17 protein-coding genes are annotated in these 22,902 nt (G+C 46.1%); 10 read left to right on the forward strand and 7 right to left on the reverse strand.

The features are described 5' to 3' along the window. Window positions 1-61: 61 nt before the first annotated feature. The 3 genes from R7R78_RS08555 to R7R78_RS08565 form a co-directional block, all read right to left on the reverse strand. Window positions 62-673, reverse strand: a complete 612-nt coding sequence (locus tag R7R78_RS08555; protein WP_005379900.1) for a TIGR04211 family SH3 domain-containing protein — start codon at window positions 671-673, stop codon at window positions 62-64. 178 nt (window positions 674-851) lie between these two features. Beyond that, window positions 852-2,111, reverse strand: a complete 1,260-nt coding sequence (locus R7R78_RS08560; protein ID WP_005379898.1) for an inorganic phosphate transporter — start codon at window positions 2,109-2,111, stop codon at window positions 852-854. Between the two features lie 131 nt (window positions 2,112-2,242). Continuing rightward, window positions 2,243-2,923, reverse strand: a complete 681-nt coding sequence (locus R7R78_RS08565) for a TIGR00153 family protein (protein WP_005379896.1) — start codon at window positions 2,921-2,923, stop codon at window positions 2,243-2,245. A 212-nt stretch (window positions 2,924-3,135) separates the two neighbouring features. Here R7R78_RS08565 and R7R78_RS08570 point away from each other — a divergent pair, with 212 nt between their 5' ends. Beyond that, window positions 3,136-4,668 carry an inorganic triphosphatase gene (locus tag R7R78_RS08570; protein WP_005379894.1) on the forward strand — a complete coding sequence of 511 codons (1,533 nt, stop codon included), beginning with the start codon at window positions 3,136-3,138 and terminating at the stop codon, window positions 4,666-4,668. Window positions 4,669-4,709: 41 nt separating this feature from the next. On the opposite strand, the gene R7R78_RS08575 is transcribed toward R7R78_RS08570, so the two are convergent. Next, window positions 4,710-5,483 (reverse strand): potassium channel family protein, encoded by a 774-nt coding sequence (locus tag R7R78_RS08575; RefSeq protein WP_025768395.1) that lies wholly within the window; start codon window positions 5,481-5,483, stop codon window positions 4,710-4,712. Between the two features lie 105 nt (window positions 5,484-5,588). Here R7R78_RS08575 and R7R78_RS08580 point away from each other — a divergent pair, with 105 nt between their 5' ends. From R7R78_RS08580 to hldE, 3 genes are all read left to right on the forward strand, one after another. Further along, a complete protein-coding gene (locus R7R78_RS08580) occupies window positions 5,589-6,845 on the forward strand; it encodes a methyl-accepting chemotaxis protein (RefSeq protein ID WP_005379890.1) in 1,257 nt (418 codons plus the stop codon). A gap of 113 nt (window positions 6,846-6,958) precedes the next feature. Continuing rightward, entirely contained in the window at window positions 6,959-9,802 is a 2,844-nt protein-coding gene (glnE, locus tag R7R78_RS08585) for a bifunctional [glutamate--ammonia ligase]-adenylyl-L-tyrosine phosphorylase/[glutamate--ammonia-ligase] adenylyltransferase (protein WP_213895397.1), read from the forward strand. 67 nt (window positions 9,803-9,869) lie between these two features. Further along, entirely contained in the window at window positions 9,870-11,300 is a 1,431-nt protein-coding gene (hldE, locus tag R7R78_RS08590) for a bifunctional D-glycero-beta-D-manno-heptose-7-phosphate kinase/D-glycero-beta-D-manno-heptose 1-phosphate adenylyltransferase HldE (protein ID WP_017633601.1), read from the forward strand. Window positions 11,301-11,477: 177 nt separating this feature from the next. Here the strand turns inward: hldE and tolC are convergent, their stop codons facing one another. Continuing rightward, window positions 11,478-12,806: an outer membrane channel protein TolC gene (gene tolC / locus R7R78_RS08595; RefSeq protein WP_005379884.1), complete on the reverse strand. Its 1,329-nt coding sequence runs from the start codon at window positions 12,804-12,806 to the stop codon at window positions 11,478-11,480. Window positions 12,807-13,035: 229 nt separating this feature from the next. Here tolC and nudF point away from each other — a divergent pair, with 229 nt between their 5' ends. The 6 genes from nudF (at window position 13,036) to parC (ending at window position 20,048) form a co-directional block, all read left to right on the forward strand. Further along, window positions 13,036-13,686: an ADP-ribose diphosphatase gene (gene nudF, locus R7R78_RS08600; RefSeq protein WP_017633602.1), complete on the forward strand. Its 651-nt coding sequence runs from the start codon at window positions 13,036-13,038 to the stop codon at window positions 13,684-13,686. After that, window positions 13,686-14,129 carry a DUF1249 family protein gene (locus tag R7R78_RS08605; protein WP_017633603.1) on the forward strand — a complete coding sequence of 148 codons (444 nt, stop codon included), beginning with the start codon at window positions 13,686-13,688 and terminating at the stop codon, window positions 14,127-14,129. The genes nudF and R7R78_RS08605 overlap by 1 nt, the downstream gene beginning before the upstream one ends. 61 nt (window positions 14,130-14,190) lie before the next feature. Continuing rightward, window positions 14,191-14,997, forward strand: coding sequence for a 3',5'-cyclic-AMP phosphodiesterase (gene cpdA, locus R7R78_RS08610; RefSeq protein ID WP_005379877.1), 807 nt, complete (start codon window positions 14,191-14,193; stop codon window positions 14,995-14,997). A gap of 47 nt (window positions 14,998-15,044) precedes the next feature. Next, on the forward strand, window positions 15,045-15,629 hold the full coding sequence (yqiA, locus tag R7R78_RS08615; protein WP_017820245.1) for an esterase YqiA: 585 nt from the start codon (window positions 15,045-15,047) through the stop codon (window positions 15,627-15,629). 249 nt (window positions 15,630-15,878) lie between these two features. After that, window positions 15,879-17,759, forward strand: a complete 1,881-nt coding sequence (parE, locus tag R7R78_RS08620; RefSeq protein ID WP_005379872.1) for a DNA topoisomerase IV subunit B — start codon at window positions 15,879-15,881, stop codon at window positions 17,757-17,759. Window positions 17,760-17,762: 3 nt separating this feature from the next. Beyond that, window positions 17,763-20,048: a DNA topoisomerase IV subunit A gene (gene parC / locus R7R78_RS08625; RefSeq protein WP_064376557.1), complete on the forward strand. Its 2,286-nt coding sequence runs from the start codon at window positions 17,763-17,765 to the stop codon at window positions 20,046-20,048. A 37-nt stretch (window positions 20,049-20,085) separates the two neighbouring features. On the opposite strand, the gene degS is transcribed toward parC, so the two are convergent. Together degS and R7R78_RS08635 are read right to left on the reverse strand one after the other, a co-directional pair. Next, window positions 20,086-21,150 (reverse strand): outer membrane-stress sensor serine endopeptidase DegS, encoded by a 1,065-nt coding sequence (gene degS / locus R7R78_RS08630; RefSeq protein ID WP_017633606.1) that lies wholly within the window; start codon window positions 21,148-21,150, stop codon window positions 20,086-20,088. A gap of 190 nt (window positions 21,151-21,340) precedes the next feature. Beyond that, window positions 21,341-22,708, reverse strand: a complete 1,368-nt coding sequence (locus tag R7R78_RS08635; protein ID WP_064376558.1) for a Do family serine endopeptidase — start codon at window positions 22,706-22,708, stop codon at window positions 21,341-21,343. Between the last annotated feature and the right edge of the window lie 194 nt (window positions 22,709-22,902).

A 22,902-nucleotide genomic window follows, 5' to 3' on the forward strand; every position in this document is an offset into this window, starting at 1 on the left:
TAAAAAGCCAGTCAATATCGACTGGCTTTTGCGTTCTTTTTAAAGATAAAAGCGTAAGGGTTTATGCCCAACCCGCAGGAGAGCGCTTTCTACGAGGCATGACATGCGGAAGAATCAAACCAAATAGTAAACCTAAACCTGCGACACCGCCGCCATAAGTGAAGTACTTAAGCAGCATGTCATCTTTTTGTGTATCCAGTTTTGCGCGTAGCTCGCGGTTTTCTGTTTCAACAGAAGTAAGCTGATCACTGATCTCAGAGTATTTATTTTCTAGATCTGAAATTTGTTGGTTACGTGTTTCGAGAGAGGTAACAAGACCGGCTTTCTCTGCATCAGAAGTTTGACGAGCATTAGCAAGCTGCTCTTTTACTTCGGCTAGCTCTTTCTCAATGCGAGGAAGGCGAATTGCCATGCTCTCTTGGTTTGTCACAAACTTGCTTTGTACCCAACCAGTGCGACCACGGTCATCACGAACTTGCGTGTAGCCAGTATCTCGGTTGGTTTTAATCAGTTGTACTTTAGAACCGGCGTTAACACTACCAATAATACGGTAGGTGTTATTTGGACCTGAGTGCATAAAAGTGAAGAGGTCATCAGAAATATAACGGTCTGCTGCTAGGGCCGCTGGCGCTGCTAGCAAAGTAAACAAAACCGTGATGATTAGTTTTTTCACAGTAAATCCCTTAACGATTTTTCTTGGAGACAGCGTTGGCACCGAATGATTGGAGCCGGAAATAGACGAATAGTATGCAGTTTCAAACCTCGGTGCAACAAAGAAGGGAGGCAAAGCCTCCCTTTCTGTGCGTTTGAGTCAATAATGACAAAGCGCTTACATTCTATTGACGAGTGTCTTAAGCGAACATCGCTTGAAGTCCGTAGAAGAATACTACGGCTAATAACGCACCCGCTGGTAGTGTAACGATCCATGATGCCACGATGTTACGAACTACGCCTAGGTTCAGTGCTGCGATACCACGAGCAAAGCCAACACCGAGAACCGCACCAACCAATGTTTGAGTGGTTGAAATTGGCAGGCCTGTACCAGACGCTAGAACTACCGTACATGCTGTTGCTAGCTGTGCTGCAAAACCGCGGCTAGGCGTTAGCTCAGTGATGCCTGTACCAACGGTTGCCATTACTTTGTGACCCAGTGTTGCAAGACCGACCACGATACCAATACCACCAAGAGGTAGAATCCACCAAGCGATGGTGCTTTTCGTGCTGATTTCGCCCATGTGTTCAACAGTCGATACGACAGCAGACAGTGGACCAATGGCGTTTGCAACGTCGTTTGAACCGTGTGCAAATGCCATCGCACAAGCGGTGATAACCATCAGAACGCTGAAGATACCTTCCACGCCAGAAAAGCTGCGGTCTTCTTCGCGATTAGCGAATTTTTTCTGGATGTATACGTAGCCGCCAATCATCACAAGTGCTGAAACTGCTGCTGCCCACATCCAGGCTTCACCATTGGTCAGGTGAAGACCAACGTGTTTTAGACCTTTTTTGATGGTTACAAGTGCAATCACCATTGTTGTGATGAACATGTAAACAGGTACAAAACGTTTCGCATTAAACAGAGGGTTCTCTGTATCAAAAATCAGGCGTTGTGCGCTGACAAAGATAACGTAAGCAAAGAAACCTGAAATCACTGGCGTAATAATCCAGCTACCAACAATGCCTTGAACGCTGCCCCAGTCAACCGCTTCAGTACCTACTGATACGCATGCAAAACCAATGATTGCACCGATGATTGAGTGAGTCGTTGATACTGGCCAGCCCATGTAAGAAGCAAGAAGCAGCCATGTACCTGCTGCTAAAAGCGCAGACATCATGCCGTAGACAAGAACATCTGGTTGACTAGCAAATAAAGAAGTTTCGATTACACCTTTACGGATAGTGTCGGTTACTTCACCGCCTGCAAGGTAAGCACCTGCAAATTCGAAGATCATCGCAATGATGATAGCTTGTTTTACAGTTAGCGCTTTTGAACCTACAGATGTACCCATCGCATTAGCAACGTCGTTCGCGCCAATACCAATCGCCATCATGAAACCAAAAATCGCTGCAACAATAATCAGGACAGTGCCGTAGTTCGCAAGGATATCCATCGTAATACCTAGTTGTTTTATAACAAGCGGAACAAAATTTTACGCGCGCCAAACCATAAGACGATGAAAATAGTCATCGTCCCTATGACACGTGTTAATTATGCTCTTCGTTATGTCGTTAACTTTATGTTTTAAGATCGAGATAGCATGACTTCCAAACGAGCACCTACGCGCTGCGCTTGGTCGGCAATACCACCTACCCATTCAAGAATCTTGTACAGGAACATGACATCGATAGGGTTCATGTCAGCTTCAATCACCATCAACTGTTGGCGAAGTTCAATCTGCATGGCATCGGTATCATCTTCGATAACGTCTAATTGATGAATCATTTCAGCGACGAGCGTCACTTCACGGCCTTTGAAGCCGGTTTCTAGCAATTCATCAAGTTCATTGATTACCTTTTGCGCCTGATCGGCAGCATCAAGACAACGTTGAACGTAAGCGAGGAAGTTTGGTTGGAGAGCCTCAGGGATGACAAGTTGACGACCATATACACGGCCAGCAATGTCTTTTGCCAGGTTTGCAAGTTTGTCCTGTTGAGTCAAAAGCTCAAGCATGTCAGTACGGTCGACTGGCATGAACAAACCGCGAGGCAGTTTTAGACGGATTTCACGTTTCAGCACATCCGCTTCTTTCTCTAAGTGAGAAATTTGTGCACGGATTTCTGCTGCTTTTTCCCAATCACCCTTTGAAGATACTTCAAAGAATTTCACCAAGTGTGAACAACATTCGTTGACACACACAACGTGGCGTTGCAAAGGCTTAATTGGGGACTTTGCAAATAACCCCATAATTGTATTTACTGGCATGGTCATTCAACCTAATAACTATAACCTTAAAAAAACATACACCATTTCTGAGTGCTTGGCGAAATGTTGAACGATGGCTATAAAGGCGCGCATGGTAACGCATTAAATCGCTCATTAAAACTGTTTTAGATCATCATTCCGGCGATATTTCTCTCTTGCCGTGTGAGAAATTACGCAATATCCTGTTTCTATCTGCTTTGAAAGGTATAGCTATGGAAACCGAAATAGAACTGAAGTTTTTTGTTTCTCCTGAATTTTCAGAAACTTTAAAAGAAAAAATTTCTGAGACAAAAGTACTTCAGCATAGTTGTCGTGACTTGGGTAACACCTATTTTGATACTGCCGATAAATGGCTTAGAAAGCACGACATTGGTTTAAGAATTCGCCGTTTTGATGATGTATTCGTCCAAACCGTAAAGACAGCAGGACGCGTCGTCGCAGGCTTACATCAAAGACCAGAATACAATGCTGAGCACACTAGCGACGAGCCTAATCTGTCGCTTCATCCTCTAGATATTTGGCCTCCAGGTAAAGATGCAGAAACGCTGCAATCCGAGCTTATGCCATTATTCTCGACCAACTTCACACGTGAACAATGGCTGATTGGCATGCCCGATGGCAGTCAGATTGAAGTTGCCTTTGACCAAGGCTTAGTTGTAGCCAAAGGTGAAGACGAAGAAGAGAAGCAAGAGCCGATTTGCGAAGTTGAACTGGAACTTAAGTCTGGCCAAACCGAAGCTTTATTCACGCTGGCACGCAGCTTTTGCGAGCAAGGCGGTATGCGTTTGGGTAACTTGAGCAAAGCGGCGAAAGGTTATCGACTTGCAAGCGGTTATGCGGGTGATGAAGTAAAATCATTGGCACTTGTGGACAGTAGTCCGACGGATACCGTTGAATTTTGCTTGATCAACTCTTTAGAGCACGCTTTGTCTCATTGGCATTATCACGAGCAAATTTATGCTGAGCGTGACAGCGTGGAAGCACTGCGTGAAATCAGTAATGCCATTCGTTTCATTCGTCAAACATTGACTATTTTTGGCGGGATTGTCCCTCGTCGCGCGAGTGCGATTCTGCGCCAAGAGCTTAAATGGTTGGAAGAAGAACTGAGTTGGTTAGATGAGCATGCACACCTTGAAGAGCTCTTAGATGACAAAGGCAATGTGCTGCGTAAGTTGGATGCGCGTAAGTTCTTAGTATCTGAGCTGACTCAGCAGTTACAAGAGTTGCCAAGCCGTGAAGAAGTGCTAGGGTTGCTCAATTCCGCGCGTTACACAGGGTTACTGCTGGATCTAAGCCGCTGGATCTTGGCGCGCGGTTGGCAGCCATTTCTTGATGAAAAAGCACGTGAAAAAATGGCAAGTAACATCATGCCGTTTTCAGTTACTCAGCTCGATCGCACTTGGGCTGAGCTAATGGAAGCTTTCCCAGCAGAGCGCGATTTGACGGCGCAAGAGTACGTTGATCAGCGTTATCGCTTATTGCGTAATCTCTATACCGGCATTGGTTTCGCGAGTTTGTATAACTCGGATGAGCGTAACAGCTTCCGTTTACCATGGGCGGATCTGGTGCATGGTATCGATGATCTGCTAATGCTGAACCACTTGCTCCCGTTGGTTGATATGCTGGAAGACGCAGAAAAAGAGCAGTTAGAACGCTGGTTGCACCGTCAAGAGCGCTCAATTTTGCATGCAATGGATCAAACCCGAGCGATCAGTGTGGAAGTACAGCCTTATTGGCGTGAATGATCGTTCTGGTGGTAACGACAAAAAAATAGGACCGCATGGTCCTATTTTTTTGTCTCTGTTTTACGTTGTTGTAGCTCTTTTTCCATGAAATCGAGTCGTTCTAGTATTTGCGCTTGTTGGGTTAGGAGCTGCTCGAGCATACGTTCTTTATTGATTGAACTGTGCGTCTGTTGTTTCGTTGGGGCAGTAAGGATAGAGGTGATAAGACCCGAGATCATACCAAAGATACCCACCCCGCAAACAATGATGATGACAGCCAAAAACTTTCCTATGGAGGTCACTGGATAATGATCGCCGTAACCAACCGTTGAGATCGTTACAAATACCCACCACAAAGCATCGGCGCCAGTGCGAATATTCGCTTCTGGGTTTTTCGCTTCGATAAACAGCATTGCACTAGAACCGAGCGTTATGAGGATAACCATCAATAGCAGTATAGAGGCGACCGTAGTTTCGCGGCGGTTTTCTTTGAGCTGATGCAAAATGAACTTTGACGAACGCAGTACTAATACCACTCGCATAATATGAAAAATACGCGCAAAGCGCAGGGGCTCTATCAATGGGATGCTCGCCACGAAATCTATCCAATGACGTTTAAGGAATAACCAGCGATCTGTGGACCGGATCAAATCAATGGTGAGCTGTAGTAGAAAAATACTACAGATTATGAAATCCAGACCGATAAGAACTTGACGGGTTTCGTGATCGATCGGGAAAAACAACAAGCCAGAGATCACAAATAGTGCCATAAAAGACAATATTAGTGACAACAGGCCCATCGGTCGTGTGCTGTCTTTGATATCATTGTTTTTCATACGAAGCTCAAAATAAATCGCGTAACCACGCAAAGCGCGAACATAACTATAAGTAATATAAAGATTATAGATAAAGACTATATAAGACTCGGTGGAGAACTGACAATGGAAAAGCTGGCATTTAAGCCATGGGAAAGGGTCATATCCGACATTCGACTGGTGCCTAAAATGGTCATGTTGATGGTCTTCAGTACTGTCCTGATCGTGGCAAAACAACTGTGGGACGCAAACACTTTTTACGACTCACTTTTAGCGGCGACACAAAACGCGCAAGTTGCCCAACAGCATTATGAAGCATACTTAACGCAAGTTGCTTGGCAAACCGCCTTATTGATAGTGGTTTTTGTCGTGCTCTTATTAGCGGCGGCTAGAGTGATGTTGCGTCAAACACAGTATCTGAGCGACGCGATCAAACTGATGGCGAGCAAGAACCTCTCTGTTCCATTTGGTATGGATTGTAAAGATGAATACGGAGACGTGGCACGTGAATTAGAAAAGACACGTCGACAATTGCACGATGTGATTCAAATGCAAATTAATGCGTCTGATGAATTATCAACGCTCACCGAAGTCATGACACTGAGCATGTCGGAAACGAAGGAATCGGCGCAAGAAGAGTTTAACGAAATTGATCAACTTGCTACGGCGATGAGTGAAATGTCGTCGACGGTCCAAACGGTTGCGGAACATGCCCAGACGGCATCTTCTCTGACAGAGCAAGCTTCCGCACAAGCAATTTCTGGTCAGCAGTTCTTGCAAAGTACAATGGCGAAAATGAGTGAACTTTCGTCGGATATCGCTTCATCGGCACAAGCGGTTAACCAAGTTGAAGAACGTGTTGAAGCCATTGGTAGCGTTGTAGGGACGATTCAAGGCATTTCTGAACAAACCAACCTGCTTGCACTGAATGCGGCGATTGAAGCGGCGCGAGCTGGCGAGGCTGGGCGGGGTTTTGCTGTGGTTGCAGATGAAGTTCGTAACCTTGCCCAACGTACACAACAAGCGACGGTAGAAATTCAAGAGATGATCGCACAGCTGCAAACCAGTGCTGAATCTGCGGTAGAACTCATGGAAAAAAGCGTTGTAGAAGCGGCAGATGGAAACGAGCTGGTTTCTAATGCTGGATCTGAGCTCGATGGTATTGTTGGGCAAGTGACGCAAATCAATGACATGAACTTCCAGATCGCGACGGCGTCTGGTCAGCAAAGCAGTGTTGCAGAAGAGATGAGCCAAAACCTCACCAATGTACGTGAGTTGGTGGAAGCCTCAGTTGTTGTTGTTACCGAGCTGCTAGAAACCTCTGAAATGATGCAAAATAACGCAGGTGAGCTAGACAAGAAGATCAAATCTTTCCAAGTTTAATATTCGATCCCGAACTTTTGATAAAACGCCCACAAACCTTTTGTGGGCGTTTTTATTTGCTTTCAGTCTGGTATAAAGAGTGAGTTACCGTGCTTTTCAAACAAGGAAGAAAAATGCAGCTGCCTTCGCCACTGATTTCTATCGCTGAATCTGCCGTACAAAACGCCCAAGACGCAGGTTATTTTCCCCTTTGGCCCGATGAGGTTGCGCAGCAATTTCGTTATGTGGCGGGCTTAAGCCAGTTTATAACTGAAGCCATTCATCGCGATGAAGTCCTAGCCCGTGAGTTGCCAAGTATGTTAACGCAGCCAAGTCGTCAGGAGTCTTACCGCTCACGCCTTGCTGAACTGTTGGAACAATGTCCTGATGAGATGTCTGGTCATCGCGTATTGCGTCAGTTTCGCAATCGAGAAATGGTGTACATTGCGTGGAAGGATTTCACGCATGCATGGTCTCTAGAGACGTCTTTAAGCCACTTATCTGAGTTGGCAGAAGCGATGATTTTTGAAACCTATCAATGGCAATATCAAGTGTGTTGTCAGGAGTGGGGCACGCCAACAAGTGAGGACGGTGAAGTGCAGCCGATGTTAATTATCGGCATGGGGAAACTGGGTGGTGGCGAGCTAAACTTTTCTTCCGATATTGATCTAATTTTCACGTACCCAGAGAATGGTGAAACCCAAGGCGCACGCCGAAGCATTGCCAATGCCCAGTTCTTTACTCGTCTTGGTCAACGCATCATCAAAGCGCTCGACCAACAAACCTTCGATGGTTTTTGCTACCGCGTCGACATGCGACTTCGCCCATTTGGAGAAAGTGGCCCCTTGGTAATGAGCTATGCCGCACTTGAAGATTATTACCAAGAGCAGGGGCGAGATTGGGAACGTTACGCGATGATCAAAGCTCGGGTGATGGGATGTGAGATGTACCCGCAGTATCAAGAGCTACGCCAAATGCTGCGCCCTTTTGTTTTTCGTCGTTATATTGATTTCAGTGCGATTCAATCTTTGCGTCGAATGAAGTCGATGATCAGTAGCGAGGTTCGCCGCCGAGGGTTGAATAACAACATTAAGCTAGGTGCGGGTGGCATTCGAGAAATTGAATTTATCGCTCAAGTTTTTCAATTGATTCGAGGTGGTCGAGAACCTTCTTTACGTAATCGAGGGCTGTTGGAAACGCTGCAAGGCATTGAAGAACTGGCATTGCTTACTCCACAAGAAGTCAGCGATCTAGAAGCCGCATACAAGTACTTGCGTCAATTAGAAAACTTGTTGCAAGCAATGGCGGATAAGCAAACCCAGACGCTGCCTGATTGCGAAACCGAACGCTTAAAGCTCGCCACCGCGATGAAAATGAGCTGTTGGGAGCAATTGATTGAGCAAACCCAGCAGCATATGGCAAATGTTCACCAAGTTTTTGAATCACTAATTGGTGATGATGAAGAAGACGAGGGGACTACCGTTGCTCGTCATTTTCATGAGCTATGGGATATGGCCGACAAACAAGACGTTCTTGAGCATATCTTGCAGCAGGATATTCAGATTGAAGACTTTGCTTCATGCGCGAAAACCATCATCAACTTTAAAACCGATCTGGCCAAAAAAACGTTAGGCCCACGTGGACGTGAAGTGCTCAACCGTTTGATGCCGAAAGTGTTTCATGCGGTCTTTGCCCATCCTGATGCACAGTTTGGTTTATCTCGTGTACTTCATTTGCTACACAACATCTGCACTCGCACAACTTACTTGGAATTATTGGATGAGCATCCAGCGGCTCTGGTGCAGCTCGTACGTTTGTGTACCGCAAGCCCAATGATTTCAGAGCAGCTGTCTCGTTATCCTATCTTGCTTGATGAGTTGATCGACCCTGCGCAGCTGTACAATCCCATTCCATTAGACAGTTACCGTACAGAGCTGCGTGATTATTTGGCACGTATTCCTGAAGATGATATGGAACAGCAAATGGAAGCGTTGCGTCAGTTTAAGCAAATTTGTATTTTGCGTATTGCAGCGGCAGATATTGCTGGCGCATTGCCAGTGATGAAAGTGAGTGACCATTTAACTTACTTAGCGGAAGCTATCGTGGATGCGGTGGTCAGTCAGGCTTGGTTGCAAGTGTCTGAAAAGTACGGCGAGCCAACGCATGTGAAAGATCGTGAAGGTAAAGGCTTTGCTGTAATTGGTTATGGTAAAGTCGGAGGGTGGGAGCTCGGCTATAACTCCGATTTGGATATTGTCTTCATGCATGACTGCCCCGTCAATGTCTACACTGACGGCAAAAAAGAGATTGATGGTCGTCAGTTCTACCTTCGTTTAGCACAGCGTATCATTCATATTTTCTCCACTCGCACCGCTTCCGGTATTTTATACGAGGTCGATACCCGATTGCGTCCGTCCGGTGCATCGGGTTTGTTGGTTAGCCCAACGGACGCGTTCGACGACTATCAACATCAAGACGCGTGGACATGGGAGCATCAAGCACTTGTCCGCGCGCGCATGATTTATGGTGATGAACCACTGGCAATTGCATTTCACAATACGCGGCATGATGTGCTGTGCAAAGCACGCGATCAAGCTGAACTGAAAAAAGACGTTGTCGAAATGAGAGAAAAAATGCGCGGTCATCTTGGGGGGAAAAAGCCAGGCCGCTTTATGCTCAAGCAAGATGTGGGTGGGATTACCGATATCGAATTTCTCGCTCAGTACCTAGTGCTCAACTATAGTCACGATAAGCCGAAATTGACGCGTTGGTGTGATAATGTGCGCATCTTTGAAACGCTCATTGCGCAAAATGTCATGGACGAAGACCAAGCAATGCAGTTGATACGTGCTTACACGACAATGCGCAACGAAATACACCGACGAAATCTACTCAATTTAGACGCTGATGTAGTGGAAGACAAGTTTGTTGCCGAAAGGGAGTGGGTAAAACAGGCTTGGAATCAGTGGTTCAGTTAAGACCATATATTTAGCCTCGATAAGGGCTGTGATAAACTCACTTCGATTTAATTTTTGGAGACCAACAATGAAACCAATTCTACCTGATTACAACAGCGCTGGTGTGCTCATCATCGGTGATGTCATGCTAGATCGTTACTGGTATGGCCCAACCGGGCGCATTTCTCCTGAAGCGCCGGTTCCTGTTGTAAAAGTAGAAAACAATGAAGAGCGTCCTGGTGGTGCTGCGAACGTTGCGATGAACATCGCATCACTAGGTGGCCATGCTCACATTGTTGGTCTAACTGGGGAAGATGAGCCTGCAAAAGTGCTGACGGAGACGCTGAGCTCACTCAATGTGAAGTGCGATTTCGTTGCACTGCCTGATTACCCAACGATTACGAAGCTTCGTGTAATGAGCCGTGGACAACAGCTTATTCGTCTCGACTTCGAAGACAAGTTTGAAAACACAGATTCTGCGCCAGTGTTATCTCGAATGGATGCCGCACTGCCAAACGTTAAAGCCGTGATTATGTCTGATTACGCAAAAGGTTCGTTAGAGCATGTTCAGGCATACATTCAAAAAGCGCGCGCAGCAAATATTCCGGTTTTCATTGACCCGAAAGGTGCGGATTTTGAACGCTACCGTGGCGCAACACTTCTTACGCCAAACATGAAAGAGTTCGAAGACGTTGTAGGTAAAGTGAAATCTGACCAAGAGCTAGTAGAGAAAGCACTGGCTTTGGTTGAAGAGTTTGAATTTGAAGCGCTTTTAGTGACACGCAGCGAAAACGGAATGACCTTGATTCGTCGTGGCCAGGAACCGTTCCACCTTCCAACTCAAGCGAAAGAAGTGTACGACGTGACAGGTGCGGGCGACACGGTTATCTCTGTATTGGCAGCGTCTGTTGCCGCAGGCAAATCATTTGAAGAAGCGTGTGCATTAGCAAACGCAGCGGCAGGTGTTGTGGTTGGTAAACTAGGCACGTCAACGCTTTCTGAGATTGAATTAGCAGAAGCGGTACATGGCAGCCAAGACACGGATTACGGTGTGATTTCAGAAAAAGCACTGATCGAAGCGGTGAAAAAAGCACGAGCTCGTGGCGAGAAAGTCGTTATGACAAATGGCTGCTTTGATATTCTGCACGCTGGGCATGTGTCTTACTTAAACCATGCTGCTGAACTGGGCGATCGCCTAATCGTTGCGGTAAATACCGATGAGTCAGTAAAACGCCTTAAAGGCCCTGGTCGTCCGGTAAACCCAACCGATCGCCGCATGGCGGTGTTGGCAGGTTTGGGCGCTGTGGATTGGGTTGTACCATTTAGTGAAGATACGCCGCAGCGTTTGATCTCAGAAGTTCTACCAAGCTTGCTAGTAAAAGGCGGTGACTACAAACCAGAAGAGATTGCTGGTGGTAAAGAAGTCATTGCGGCGGGTGGTGAAGTTCGTGTATTGAACTTTGAAGATGGCTGCTCGACCAGTGAGATCATTAATGCAATCAAAGGCGGTAAGGGCTAAGCCTGCTGTTTGTTAGCATTGAAATGCTATTTGCTCATAAAGGTCGCTAAGTGCGGCCTTTTTGATACTTGATGCTCAGAGACACTTTTAGGCTCTGAACTACAAGTAATAAAAAACGCCAGCTGATAACTCAACTGGCGTTTTTATTTATTAAGACCTGAAGTATTCAGTTAGCGGTTATTTTGCCGCTTTCAAACCTGCATCAACGTCCAAGATGTCTTGTTCGCTTAGCGTACCAACTGCTTGGCGTAGCTGAAGAACACTTAAAATGTAGTCGTAACGAGCGTTCGATAGGTTTTTGTTCGCATCGTATAGACGACGAGTCGCGTCCAGTACATCAACGATAGTACGAGTACCTACATCAAAGCCAGCTTCTGTTGCTTCTAGTGCAGAGCGTGCAGAAATAACCGCTTGCTCATACGCACGTAATGCGCCGATAGAGGCGTTAATGTTGTTGTTTTGTGCGCGAACATCTTTGACTACGCTACGGTACTGTGCTTCAAGATCTTCGCTTGCTGCCACGTATGCGTATTCAGCTTGTTTGGTTTGAGAGGTTACGTTACCACCTGTGTATAGCGGTACTGCAAGGTTCACACCAATATTGAAGTTGTCTGTCGTGTTGTCACGAGAGCTATGAGAAGTATCACCGTAGTTGTAACCACCGTCTAGAGAGAGCGTTGGTAGGTGGCCAGAGCTTGCTAGTGAAATATTGTCACGCGCAATGTCTTGAAGAATACGTGAAGATAGCAAGGTCAGGTTTTTGGTTTTTGCTTCATCAATGAGCGATTCAGCAGGTACGGTCGATGGGCTAGCAGTGAAGCGGCCAGTGTCCAAAATGTTGAGATCTTTGTGCTCTTGGCCTGTAATTTCACGCAGTGACTCGTAGCTATTAGTGAGCGCGTTTTCTGCCAACACTTCGTCCGCTAGCACTTGGTCGTACTGAGCTTGTGCGTCATGCACGTCAGTGATTGCAGACAAACCTACTTCAAAACGCTGTTTAGTTTGCTCAAGTTGACGGCCAACCGCGGCTTTTTCTGCACGTACGAAAACAAGATTATCTTGTGCGCGTAGAACTTCAAAATACGCTTGTGACACGCGAAGAATCAGTGCCTGTTGCGTCGCTGCGTAAGTTGCGTCTGCTTGGCGAGCACTTTTCTCAGCAGTATCTAGAGAGATCCAAGATGCGCGGTTGTAAAGTGCTTGTGAAAAGCTAACGCCAGCGGTTAGTGCGTTGCCATCGTTTGATACGTCGCTAATTAGATTTGAATCGTATTCAGTATCACCACGAGTTAAATTGTAACCCGCAGTAAGGTTAATTTGTGGTAATAGAGCACTACGGCTTGAGGTGATTGCTTCGAAAGCTTGGTCACGTTGTGCTGCTACACTGAGCAATTGTGGATCATTTTGTTTTGCCAAGTCGTAGATTTCAGCCAAAGAGTCTGCGAACGCAGACGTACTCATGCTACCTAGCGCTGCACTGATAAATAGTGGAAGCAATTTTTTCATTTTCTATTCCCGCGGTCCATAGATTGGTTAATTCTCAGTAGTTTAACTCAATTTGCACGATATTTACTCTAAAGTTTGCACTTTTTTACACGTAATTATCCACTTGTGCAATAAATTTTTAGCAAAGACTTAAATTAATTTGTAACTATTATACAAAAAGTTGAGCCAAGTCCTTTGAGCAAGCGAATAACAATGAGTAAACTACAGGATTCACTCAGAGAGGTGTTGAATGCAACAGCGTGACAAACAACAACAAGATTTTACTTCGCGAGATGTAAAAGTCATCTCGAAAGAAACCTTATTTGAAGGTTTTTTCAAAATGGTGAAATACCGCTTTCAGCATAGGCTATTTGCTGGTGGTTGGAGTGGAGTTGTCGAACGAGAAATGTTCGAGCGTGGTCACGCAGCAGCGATGCTTCCTTATGATCCAAAGACGGACCAGGTCGTAATCATTGAACAGATTCGTATTGGCGCGTTGGAACATGAACACCCTTGGCAGCTAGAAATTGTCGCCGGTATGATTGACCGCGATGAATCTGCTGAAGCCGTAATTCGTCGAGAGGCTGTCGAAGAAGCGGGGATTCAGGTGGGGCGCGTTGTACCTGTTACTTCCTATTATCCTTCGGCTGGTGGTTGCTCGGAAAAGCTAGACGTCTTTGTTGGTGAAGTGGATGCGTCTAAAGCGCACGGCATTCATGGTTTAGACTATGAGAATGAAGATATCCGCGTTCATGTCATGAGTCGTGAAACGGCGTATCAATGGGTGAAGGACGGAAAATTTGAAAATGGTGCGTCGATTATTGCGTTGCAATGGCTGCAATTACACCATCAAGAGTTAAAGTCAGAATGGGGACTATCCCAAACGGTGGAGAGTGAGTAATGGCACAATTGGCTGAAAAACAACAATATCATGTTGATTTAGCTGGTCTTATGAGAACGTATGAGACCAACTACGCTAAATTGAATGCCTTATTGCCTGCTTCTGCTGAAGTTGGGGATGTACGTTGCTACCAAGCGGCGAACATGGTTTACCAATTGACCGTGAATGAAATCACAAAATACACCACAGTTGTTGAGATATGTCAGAGTGATGAAACGCCAGTGTTTCCTTTACCGACGATGTCTGTCAGGCTTTATCATGATGCGAGAGTAGCCGAAGTATGCTCAAGCGGAGAGTTCTCTCGCATAAAAGCTAAGTATGATTATCCCAATGACCAACTGATGCAGAAAGATGAAAAGCATCAATTAAACACATTCCTCGGTGAATGGCTGACGTTTTGTTTACGAAGTGGTATCAGTAGAACACCACTTGCCTTCAATTGATCGTCACGTCACTAAAGGAAAATAACAAATAACGATATAGTGGACGAATCAGGTTTTCATTTTGCAATCATCTAGTGACAGCATCAAACTTTTACAAATTACGGATACTCATCTGTTTGCTGCCGATGAGGGAAGTTTGCTAAGCGTAAAAACAGTCGATAGCTTCAATGCTGTTGTTGCTGATGTTTTACGCCGCAACGTGGCGTTTGATTACATCTTGGCGACAGGCGATATTTCCCAAGACCATAGTGCAGAATCTTATCAGCGCTTTGCCAACGGCATTGAACCGCTAGAGAAAGACTGCTTTTGGCTACCTGGTAATCATGATTACAAGCCTAATATGGGCAGTGTTTTGCCTTCGCCACAAATCAAAGCCGCAGAGCATGTGTTGCTTGGCGAGCATTGGCAGTTAATTCTTTTAGACTCGCAAGTTGTTGGCGTTCCTCATGGGCGCTTGAGTGATCAGCAATTAACGCTACTCGAAGAAAAGCTAGCCGAACACCCAGAAAGACACACACTTGTTTTGTTGCATCATCACCCGTTACTGGTCGGAAGCGCGTGGCTTGATCAACATACTTTAAAAGATGCCGAAGCGTTTTGGCAGGTTGTCGAGCGTTTTGATAACGTGAAAGGCATTCTCTGTGGTCATGTTCATCAAGATATGAATGTGCTTTACAAGGGCATTCGAGTGATGGCAACACCCTCAACTTGTGTTCAGTTTAAGCCTAACTCGGATGATTTTGCCCTTGATACCACTTCGCCTGGTTGGCGGGAGCTGCAACTACACGCTTGTGGCGATATTACGACCCAAGTAGGTCGGCTTCCTGATGGCCAGTTCCAACCAGACTTCTCTTCTAACGGCTACTAACGCGCCCGAGCTCTCTGTTCGGGCTCGCTTTTTTGTGCGAGATATCTATGAGTAAACCTTCACTTCTTCTCTATATCCATGGCTTTAATAGCTCTCCACTCTCCATGAAAGCGAATGTGATGAGAGCCTACTGCGAGCAACATAGGCCTGATATTAAGGTGATTGTTCCCCAGTTACCTTGTTATCCTCAGCAAGCGGCGAAAATGTTGTTGGATATTATCGAGCAATATAAAGACGACTATAAAATTGGTCTAGTGGGCAGCTCATTAGGCGGTTTTATGTCAACGTGGCTAAATGACAAGTTTGGGTTTAAAGCGGTAGTGGTCAACCCCGCAGTCAAGCCTTATGAGTTGCTAGTAGATTATTTAGGTAAGCAAACTAACCCATATACGCATGAAACCTATACACTTGAAGCTTGTCATATTGACGAGTTAAAAGCTCTTGATGTACAAAGCATCGCGTCGCCACATTCTTTTTGGTTATTGCAACAAACAGAAGATGAGGTTTTAGACTATCGACAAGCGGTAGATAAGTTTGCAGACGCTAAGCAAACAGTAGAACAAGGCGGTGATCACAGTTTTGTAGGCTTTGAGCGTTATCCTGCACAGATTATCGAATTTCTAGAACTGTAATTCGAAAGCGATTGGAAAAGGCTCATAGTTTTTATTGATATATCCAACCGTTTCTTGACATGGGCGGTATGCTTTCCGACTATGTTTTGCCAAAAGATCTTAAGGGTCGAGGACCCTGGCTACTTTGTTATGCATCATGTTTACAAACTCTTAGTGATGTGAACAGGGTGGCTTTTTCGTTTCCTGAGTATGGGTACGCCCATTGGTGATACTCAGGCAACAAGTAAACTTTGAGAATAATTCCGTATTATGACTGAACAATATAATGCTGGTGCCATTGAAGTACTGAATGGCTTAGAGCCAGTACGTCGCCGACCAGGGATGTATACGGATACAGCGCGCCCAAACCATTTGGGCCAAGAAGTTATCGACAACAGTGTCGATGAAGCGCTAGCCGGACATGCCTCAAAAGTACAAGTCATCCTACATGCTGACCAATCACTCGAAGTGATCGATGATGGTCGAGGCATGCCTGTTGATATCCACCCAGAAGAGAAAGTATCAGGCGTAGAGCTAATTCTATGTAAGCTACATGCGGGTGGTAAGTTCTCTAACAAAAACTACCAATTCTCTGGTGGTTTGCACGGGGTAGGTATATCTGTAGTAAACGCGTTGTCAAAACGCGTTGAAGTAACAGTTCGTCGTGATGGTCAAGTGTATGAAATTGCATTTGAACACGGCGAGAAAGTGTCTGATCTGACCGTAACTGGCACATGTGGTCGTCGCAATCGCGGTACCAGCGTACATTTCTGGCCTGATGCGAAGTACTTCGATTCGGCTAACTTCTCTGTGACGCGCTTAGTCAACAACCTGCGCGCAAAAGCGGTTTTGTGTCCGGGCTTAGAAATCACATTAACCGACAAAGTTAATGACAAAGACTATAAGTGGTACTACGAAGATGGTTTGAAAGACTATCTTGCGGAAGGTGTAAAAGGCTATCCAGTTATTCCTGAAGAACCATTTACTGGTGAGTTCTTGGCGGATACTGAAGCGGCAAACTGGGCGGTAATTTGGCAGCCAGAAGGCGGTGAGATGATCACCGAAAGCTACGTTAACCTGATCCCAACCGCTCAAGGTGGTACACACGTTAATGGTTTACGCCAAGGCTTGTTGGAAGCGATGCGCGAATTCTGTGAGTTCCGTAATCTATTACCTCGTGGTGTGAAGCTAACGGGTGATGACGTTTTCGACCGCTGTTCTTACGTGCTGTCGGTTAAAATTCAAGATCCACAATTTGCAGGCCAGACCAAGGAACGTCTCTCTTCTCGTCAAACCGCGGCATTTGTCTCTGGCGTTGTAAAAGATGCGTTCAGTCTTTGGTTGAACGAAAAGCCTCAGCTCGCAGAGCAATTGGCAGAAGTCTGTATCGCTAACGCGCATCGTCGTATGCGAGCGGCGAAAAAAGTCGTACGTAAGAAAGTGGCTTCTGGCCCGGCACTGCCAGGTAAGTTGACCGACTGTTCTGCACAGGACTTAAGTCGCACGGAAATCTTCTTTGTGGAGGGTGACTCTGCGGGTGGCTCGGCAAAACAGGCACGTGACCGTGAATTCCAAGCCGTGATGCCACTGCGTGGTAAGATCTTGAACACTTGGGAAGTCTCTGCCGATCAAGTTCTTGCGTCTCAAGAAGTACACGATATCTCCGTTGCTTTGGGTATTGACCCAGATAGCGACAACCTCGAGAGTCTTCGTTACGGTAAGATCTGTATCCTTGCCGATGCGGACTCGGATGGTCTTCACATCGCAACGCTGCTTTGTGCTCTATTTACTCGTCACTTCCGCGCACTAGTGGAAGCGGGTCATATCTATGTGGCGATGCCGCCTCTGTATCGAATCGACTGCGGGAAAGAAGTGTTCTACGCCCTCGATGATGATGAAAAAGATGGCATTTTAGAGCGCTTGTCGAAGAAGAAAGCCAAAATCAACGTGCAACGATTCAAAGGTCTGGGTGAGATGAACCCACTTCAGTTGCGTGAAACCACCATGGATCCGAACACGCGTCGCTTAGTGCAGTTAACCATTGACGACTCTACGGCGACCATGGAAATGATGGACATGCTGCTAGGTAAAAAGCGTGCAGATGACCGTCGTTCTTGGCTACAAAACAACGGCGACTTGGCAGAGGTGTAACGGATGTCTACAGAAATTACCTACGATGGCGTCGAACAATTGCCAATGCGCAAGTTCACTGAAGACGCTTATCTGAACTACTCGATGTACGTAATCATGGACCGCGCCTTGCCATACATTGGTGATGGCTTAAAGCCGGTTCAACGACGCATCATTTATGCGATGTCAGAGCTTGGTCTCTCTGCATCAGCAAAATACAAAAAATCTGCACGTACCGTTGGTGACGTGCTAGGTAAATACCATCCGCACGGTGATTCAGCGTGTTACGAAGCGATGGTATTGATGGCTCAGCCATTCTCTTACCGCTATCCATTAGTGGATGGTCAAGGTAACTGGGGTGCGCCAGATGATCCGAAATCATTTGCGGCAATGCGTTATACCGAAGCAAAACTGTCTAAGTTTGCTGAAGTATTGCTTGGCGAACTTGGCCAGGGCACGGTTGAATGGCAACCTAACTTTGATGGCACAATGAAAGAGCCACAAATGTTGCCAGCACGTCTGCCTCACATCCTGCTTAACGGTGTAACCGGCATTGCCGTTGGTATGGCAACAGACATCCCACCGCACAACGTTCGTGAAATCGCAGATGCGACTATTCATTTGATCGACAACCCGAAAGCAGAACTGCCGGACGTGATGCAGTATGTCAAAGGTCCGGATTACCCAACAGAAGCAGAAATTATCTCGCCGCAAGCGGATATCGAGAAGATTTACCGCAACGGTCGTGGCAGCATCAAAATGCGCGCGGTTTGGCATAAAGAAGGTTCTGATATTGTTATCACTTCTTTGCCTCACCAAGTATCGGGTGCCAAACTGCTTGAGCAAATCGCTAACCAGATGCGTGCGAAGAAGCTGCCAATGGTTGACGATCTTCGTGACGAATCGGATCACGAGAACCCAACGCGTATCGTTGTGGTGCCTAAGTCAAACCGCGTCGATTGTGATTTGTTGATGAACCACTTGTTCGCATCAACGGATCTTGAGCGCAGTTACCGCGTTAACTTGAACATGATTGGTTTGGATAACCGTCCTCAAGTTAAAGGTCTGGTGCAAATTCTGTCTGAGTGGATCGAGTTTCGTCGTACGACTGTGCGTCGTCGTTTACAACACCGTCTAGACAAAGTAATGGCTCGTCTACACATCTTGGAAGGTTTGTTAGTTGCTTACCTCAACCTAGATGAAGTGATTGAGATCATCCGTACTGAAGACGAGCCAAAAGCGGTGCTGATGGAACGCTTTGGTATTACCGATATCCAAGCGGATGCAATTTTAGATACCAAACTTCGTCATCTAGCGAAACTAGAAGAGATGAAGATCCGTGGTGAGCAAGACGAGCTAGAGAAAGAGCGTGAGAAGCTAGAACAGCTACTCGGTTCTGAGCGTCGTCTGAATACACTACTGAAAAAAGAAATCAAAGCAGACGCAGAGAAATACGGTGATGACCGTCGCTCTCCAATGGTTGAGCGTGCAGAAGCAAAAGCGCTGACTGAACGTGACCTCGTACCAAGTGAGCCAATCACGGTTGTGCTTTCTGAGAAAGGTTGGATTCGTCACGCGAAAGGCCATGACGTGGATGCCGAAGGCTTAAACTATAAGTCGGGTGATAAGTATTTAGCGCATGCTCGAGGTAAGAGTAATCAGCCTGCGGTATTCCTAGGTAGTGACGGTCGAAGTTACTCTCTGGAATCGCACTCACTGCCTTCTGCTCGTAGTCAAGGTGAGCCGATTACCGGTCGCTTGAATATTACGGCTGGTAGCAGTATTCGCCAAGTCATCATGAGTGAAGAAGATCAGCTGTGGCTGGTGGGTTCAGATGCAGGTTACGGCTTTGTATGTAAAGGCGCGGACTTGCTGTCTAAAAACCGCAGTGGTAAAGCGCTCGTCACTTTACCTGCCAACTCTGAGATCATGACGCCAAAAGAGATTGAAGATTTAGACTCTGATGAAATCTTAGCAATCACTAACCAAGGTCGCATGCTGCTGTTCCCAATCAAAGACTTGCCACAACTGGCGAAAGGTAAGGGGAATAAGATCATCAACATTCCTGCTGCTAAAGCAAAAGAGCGAGAAGAAGTACTATCTCACTTAATGTCTTTACCAAAAGGTGCATCGTTAACGCTGTACGCGGGTAAGCGAAAGTTGGGTCTTAAACCGTCTGACCTTGATAACTTCCGTGGCGAACGTGGTCGCCGAGGTGGGTTATTACCGAGAGGTTTGCAGCGAGTCACTCGCATTGAAGTTGAGCTAGATGATTCCGATACGACGGAAACACCGAGCGATAGCGAGTAACGCACAAATAAAAATCCCAGCCAATGGCTGGGATTTTTTATGCTTCTTGCTTGTCTTCGGCAATGGTGACTTTCAAGGTCATCTCTTTTCCTTTGCGAATGATACCGACGTCCACGGTGGTGCCAGGACGTAAATCGGTGACGATATCCATAACGCTCTGACGCCCTTGCACTTTATTGCCATCAATACTGATAATGATGTCCTGCTTTTGGAAGCCTGCCGCATTGGCTGGACCATTTGGATCAATACCAAGTACGACAATACCACCTATGTGTTCATTTCCAAGTAAGCGAGCAGTGACCGCATTAATGTCTTGGCCGTCGATTCCAATGTAACCACGAATCACGCGGCCATCAGCGATGATTTTCTGCATGATCTTACTGGCTAGCGGCGCAGGGATAGCAAAAGAAATACCGTAAGTTTCTAAGTCTGTCGCTTGCTGAAAAGAGGCGGTATTAATGCCGACGAGCTCGCCTTGTGTGTTCACTAGGGCTCCACCAGAGTTACCTTCATTGATGGCGGCATCGGTTTGAATGAATGCTTGACGACCATCGCTAATAGATGAACGACCTGTGGCAGAAATAATGCCGAACGTTGTGGTTTGTCCAAGGTTGTATGGGTTACCGATGGCTAGTACTACATCGCCCACTTGTGGTTTGTAATTAGAGTTCAGAGGGATTACGGGCAAATTCGAACCTTCGACACGCAGTACGGCTATATCAGTACGTTTATCTGTCCCTACGAGCTGAGCCGCTGCGGCTCTGCCGTCTTGTAATGCCACAACAATTTGATCAGCTTGAGCAACCACATGATAGTTAGTAATGATGTAGCCCTTCTCACTAACAATGACACCTGACCCCAGGCCTTGAGTCGAGAGTTTACTGCGATCGTTCTCAACATACTTACGGCTGTAGATGTTTACCACGGCAGGCGCTGCTCTTCGGACCGCTTGATTAAACGTCAACTCGACTGATGCGATATTAACAGGTTGAGGATCAAGCGCGGCAGGAATTACGTTGTTGCGCAAAGATGGAACCGCCAGTAATACCACTGCGGCAGTAGCCAAGCCTAAAAAGACAGAACGTAATAAAAAGCTGAGCATATCCTCTCCATGCGTGAGCGCCAAAATGGCATCGAAGATGAAGAATAGCATTACATTGAAAAATAACAAAAGGGCAGCACGTCATCGCGCTGCCCTTTTCATTAGTTATTGAGCGATAAGGAAAAGTGATCGAGTCTTATCACTCAGTACTATGCATCGAAAACCTTATTTCCTATCACTTTGAAAGTGGTTAACGAATGACAAGATAAATAGTACGCTCACCACGTTGAATATTAAGAGCCAGTACACCTTTGTGTTTCTCTACGATTGTACGAAGCTCGGCAAGGTTTTTCACTCGTTGACGGTTCACACCGATAATAATGTCACCTTGTTGTAATTGATATTGAGCCGCTGGAGAGTTATCTGTAACGCTCGATACTTTAACACCTTGGATTACATCACTTGGTGTTGTATTGCTTAACTCCGCACCTTTGAGTCCCTCATGTAATGTCTCCGCTTTAGCTTTCATATTCGTAGATTCGCCAAGCGTTACATCAAAGGTTTTATTCTTACCATCTCGAACCACACCTAATGTGATTTCTTTACCTGCGCCCAGTGTTGCCACTTTTGCGCGGAGCTCTGAGAAAGTATTAATCGCTTTGCCGTTCACCGATACAATTACGTCACCGGCTTTTAACCCTGCTTTATCGGCTGCGCTGTCCGGTACGACTTGACCAATAAAGGCCCCTTTACTCGACTCGTAACCCAATGCATCAGCTAGCTCAGAGGTTACTTCGCCACCTTGCACACCCAACATGCCGCGTTTGACTTCACCAAACTCTAGAATTTGATCAGTGAGGTTTTTCATCATGTTTGATGGAATCGCAAAGCCAATACCCACATTACCGCCGTTAGGGCCTAAAATTGCAGTATTAATACCGATCAGCTCACCATTAAGGTTGACCAATGCACCACCAGAGTTACCGCTGTTAATTGCGGCATCGGTTTGGATGAAGTTTTCGAAGTTTTCAACGTTTAAGCCACTACGACCAAGGGCTGAAACAATACCCGAAGTTACGGTTTGACCGAGCCCAAATGGGTTACCAATCGCAACCGTAAAGTCACCGACACGCAGTTTGTCGGAATCCGCGACTTTAATCTGCGTTAAGTTTTTCGCTTTCTCTAATTTAAGTAACGCAACATCGGCCATTTCATCACCGCCAACGAGCGTAGCGTCATACTCGCGCCCGTCAAAGAGGCGAACTCGAATCTCATCTGCGCCCTTGATCACATGGTAGTTAGTGACAATATGGCCTTTCTTCGCATCAATAATGACACCAGACCCTAAACCTCTGAACGGGCGCTCTCGCCTTTGTTCCATAGGAAAGTCTGGGCCAAAGAAAAATTGAAATTGCTCGGGAATGCGGCTGGTTTGTACTTGTTTACCTTCTACAGCAATACTCACAACAGCTGGGGTCACCTTCTCAAGCATTGGTGCCAAGCTAGGTAACTGTTGGCCATCCACATTCAAAGGTAATGCGGCAGTGGCTTGAACTGGGGCAATAATCGAACCCAAACTCAGAGATAGAACGGTGAGCGCAAGCAGTGGTTTTTTCATCCAATAACTCCTCTTGAAACATGTCTGCCAAAAAGAAATATCCGAACGGTTAGTTCACTTTGTTAATAACTAATATAGGGTCTAGTTCGGACAATCAAAAGGGGAGGCAGTGCACATCCAAGTTAGAGCGAAGGTGAGGTGAAAAAGTTCAAAAAAGGGCCGATACAAATGTATCGGCCCTAGATAGAAGTAAG

It is taken from the genome of Vibrio sp. 2134-1 (assembly GCF_033339495.1).

Excerpts from the sequence above, each read along its gene's own strand:
- R7R78_RS08570 (WP_005379894.1), top strand. The coding sequence starts at position 3,136 with ATGGAAACCGAAATAGAACTGAAGTTTTTTGTTTCTCCTGAATTTTCA.
- R7R78_RS08560 (WP_005379898.1), bottom strand. The coding sequence starts at position 2,111 with ATGGATATCCTTGCGAACTACGGCACTGTCCTGATTATTGTTGCAGCG.
- R7R78_RS08605 (WP_017633603.1), top strand. The coding sequence starts at position 13,686 with ATGGCACAATTGGCTGAAAAACAACAATATCATGTTGATTTAGCTGGT.
- R7R78_RS08565 (WP_005379896.1), bottom strand. The coding sequence starts at position 2,923 with ATGCCAGTAAATACAATTATGGGGTTATTTGCAAAGTCCCCAATTAAG.
- parC (WP_064376557.1), top strand. The coding sequence starts at position 17,763 with ATGTCTACAGAAATTACCTACGATGGCGTCGAACAATTGCCAATGCGC.
- tolC (WP_005379884.1), bottom strand. The coding sequence starts at position 12,806 with ATGAAAAAATTGCTTCCACTATTTATCAGTGCAGCGCTAGGTAGCATG.
- nudF (WP_017633602.1), top strand. The coding sequence starts at position 13,036 with ATGCAACAGCGTGACAAACAACAACAAGATTTTACTTCGCGAGATGTA.
- parE (WP_005379872.1), top strand. The coding sequence starts at position 15,879 with ATGACTGAACAATATAATGCTGGTGCCATTGAAGTACTGAATGGCTTA.
- hldE (WP_017633601.1), top strand. The coding sequence starts at position 9,870 with ATGAAACCAATTCTACCTGATTACAACAGCGCTGGTGTGCTCATCATC.
- R7R78_RS08635 (WP_064376558.1), bottom strand. The coding sequence starts at position 22,708 with ATGAAAAAACCACTGCTTGCGCTCACCGTTCTATCTCTGAGTTTGGGT.
- glnE (WP_213895397.1), top strand. The coding sequence starts at position 6,959 with ATGCAGCTGCCTTCGCCACTGATTTCTATCGCTGAATCTGCCGTACAA.
- yqiA (WP_017820245.1), top strand. The coding sequence starts at position 15,045 with ATGAGTAAACCTTCACTTCTTCTCTATATCCATGGCTTTAATAGCTCT.
- R7R78_RS08575 (WP_025768395.1), bottom strand. The coding sequence starts at position 5,483 with ATGAAAAACAATGATATCAAAGACAGCACACGACCGATGGGCCTGTTG.
- R7R78_RS08580 (WP_005379890.1), top strand. The coding sequence starts at position 5,589 with ATGGAAAAGCTGGCATTTAAGCCATGGGAAAGGGTCATATCCGACATT.
- degS (WP_017633606.1), bottom strand. The coding sequence starts at position 21,150 with ATGCTCAGCTTTTTATTACGTTCTGTCTTTTTAGGCTTGGCTACTGCC.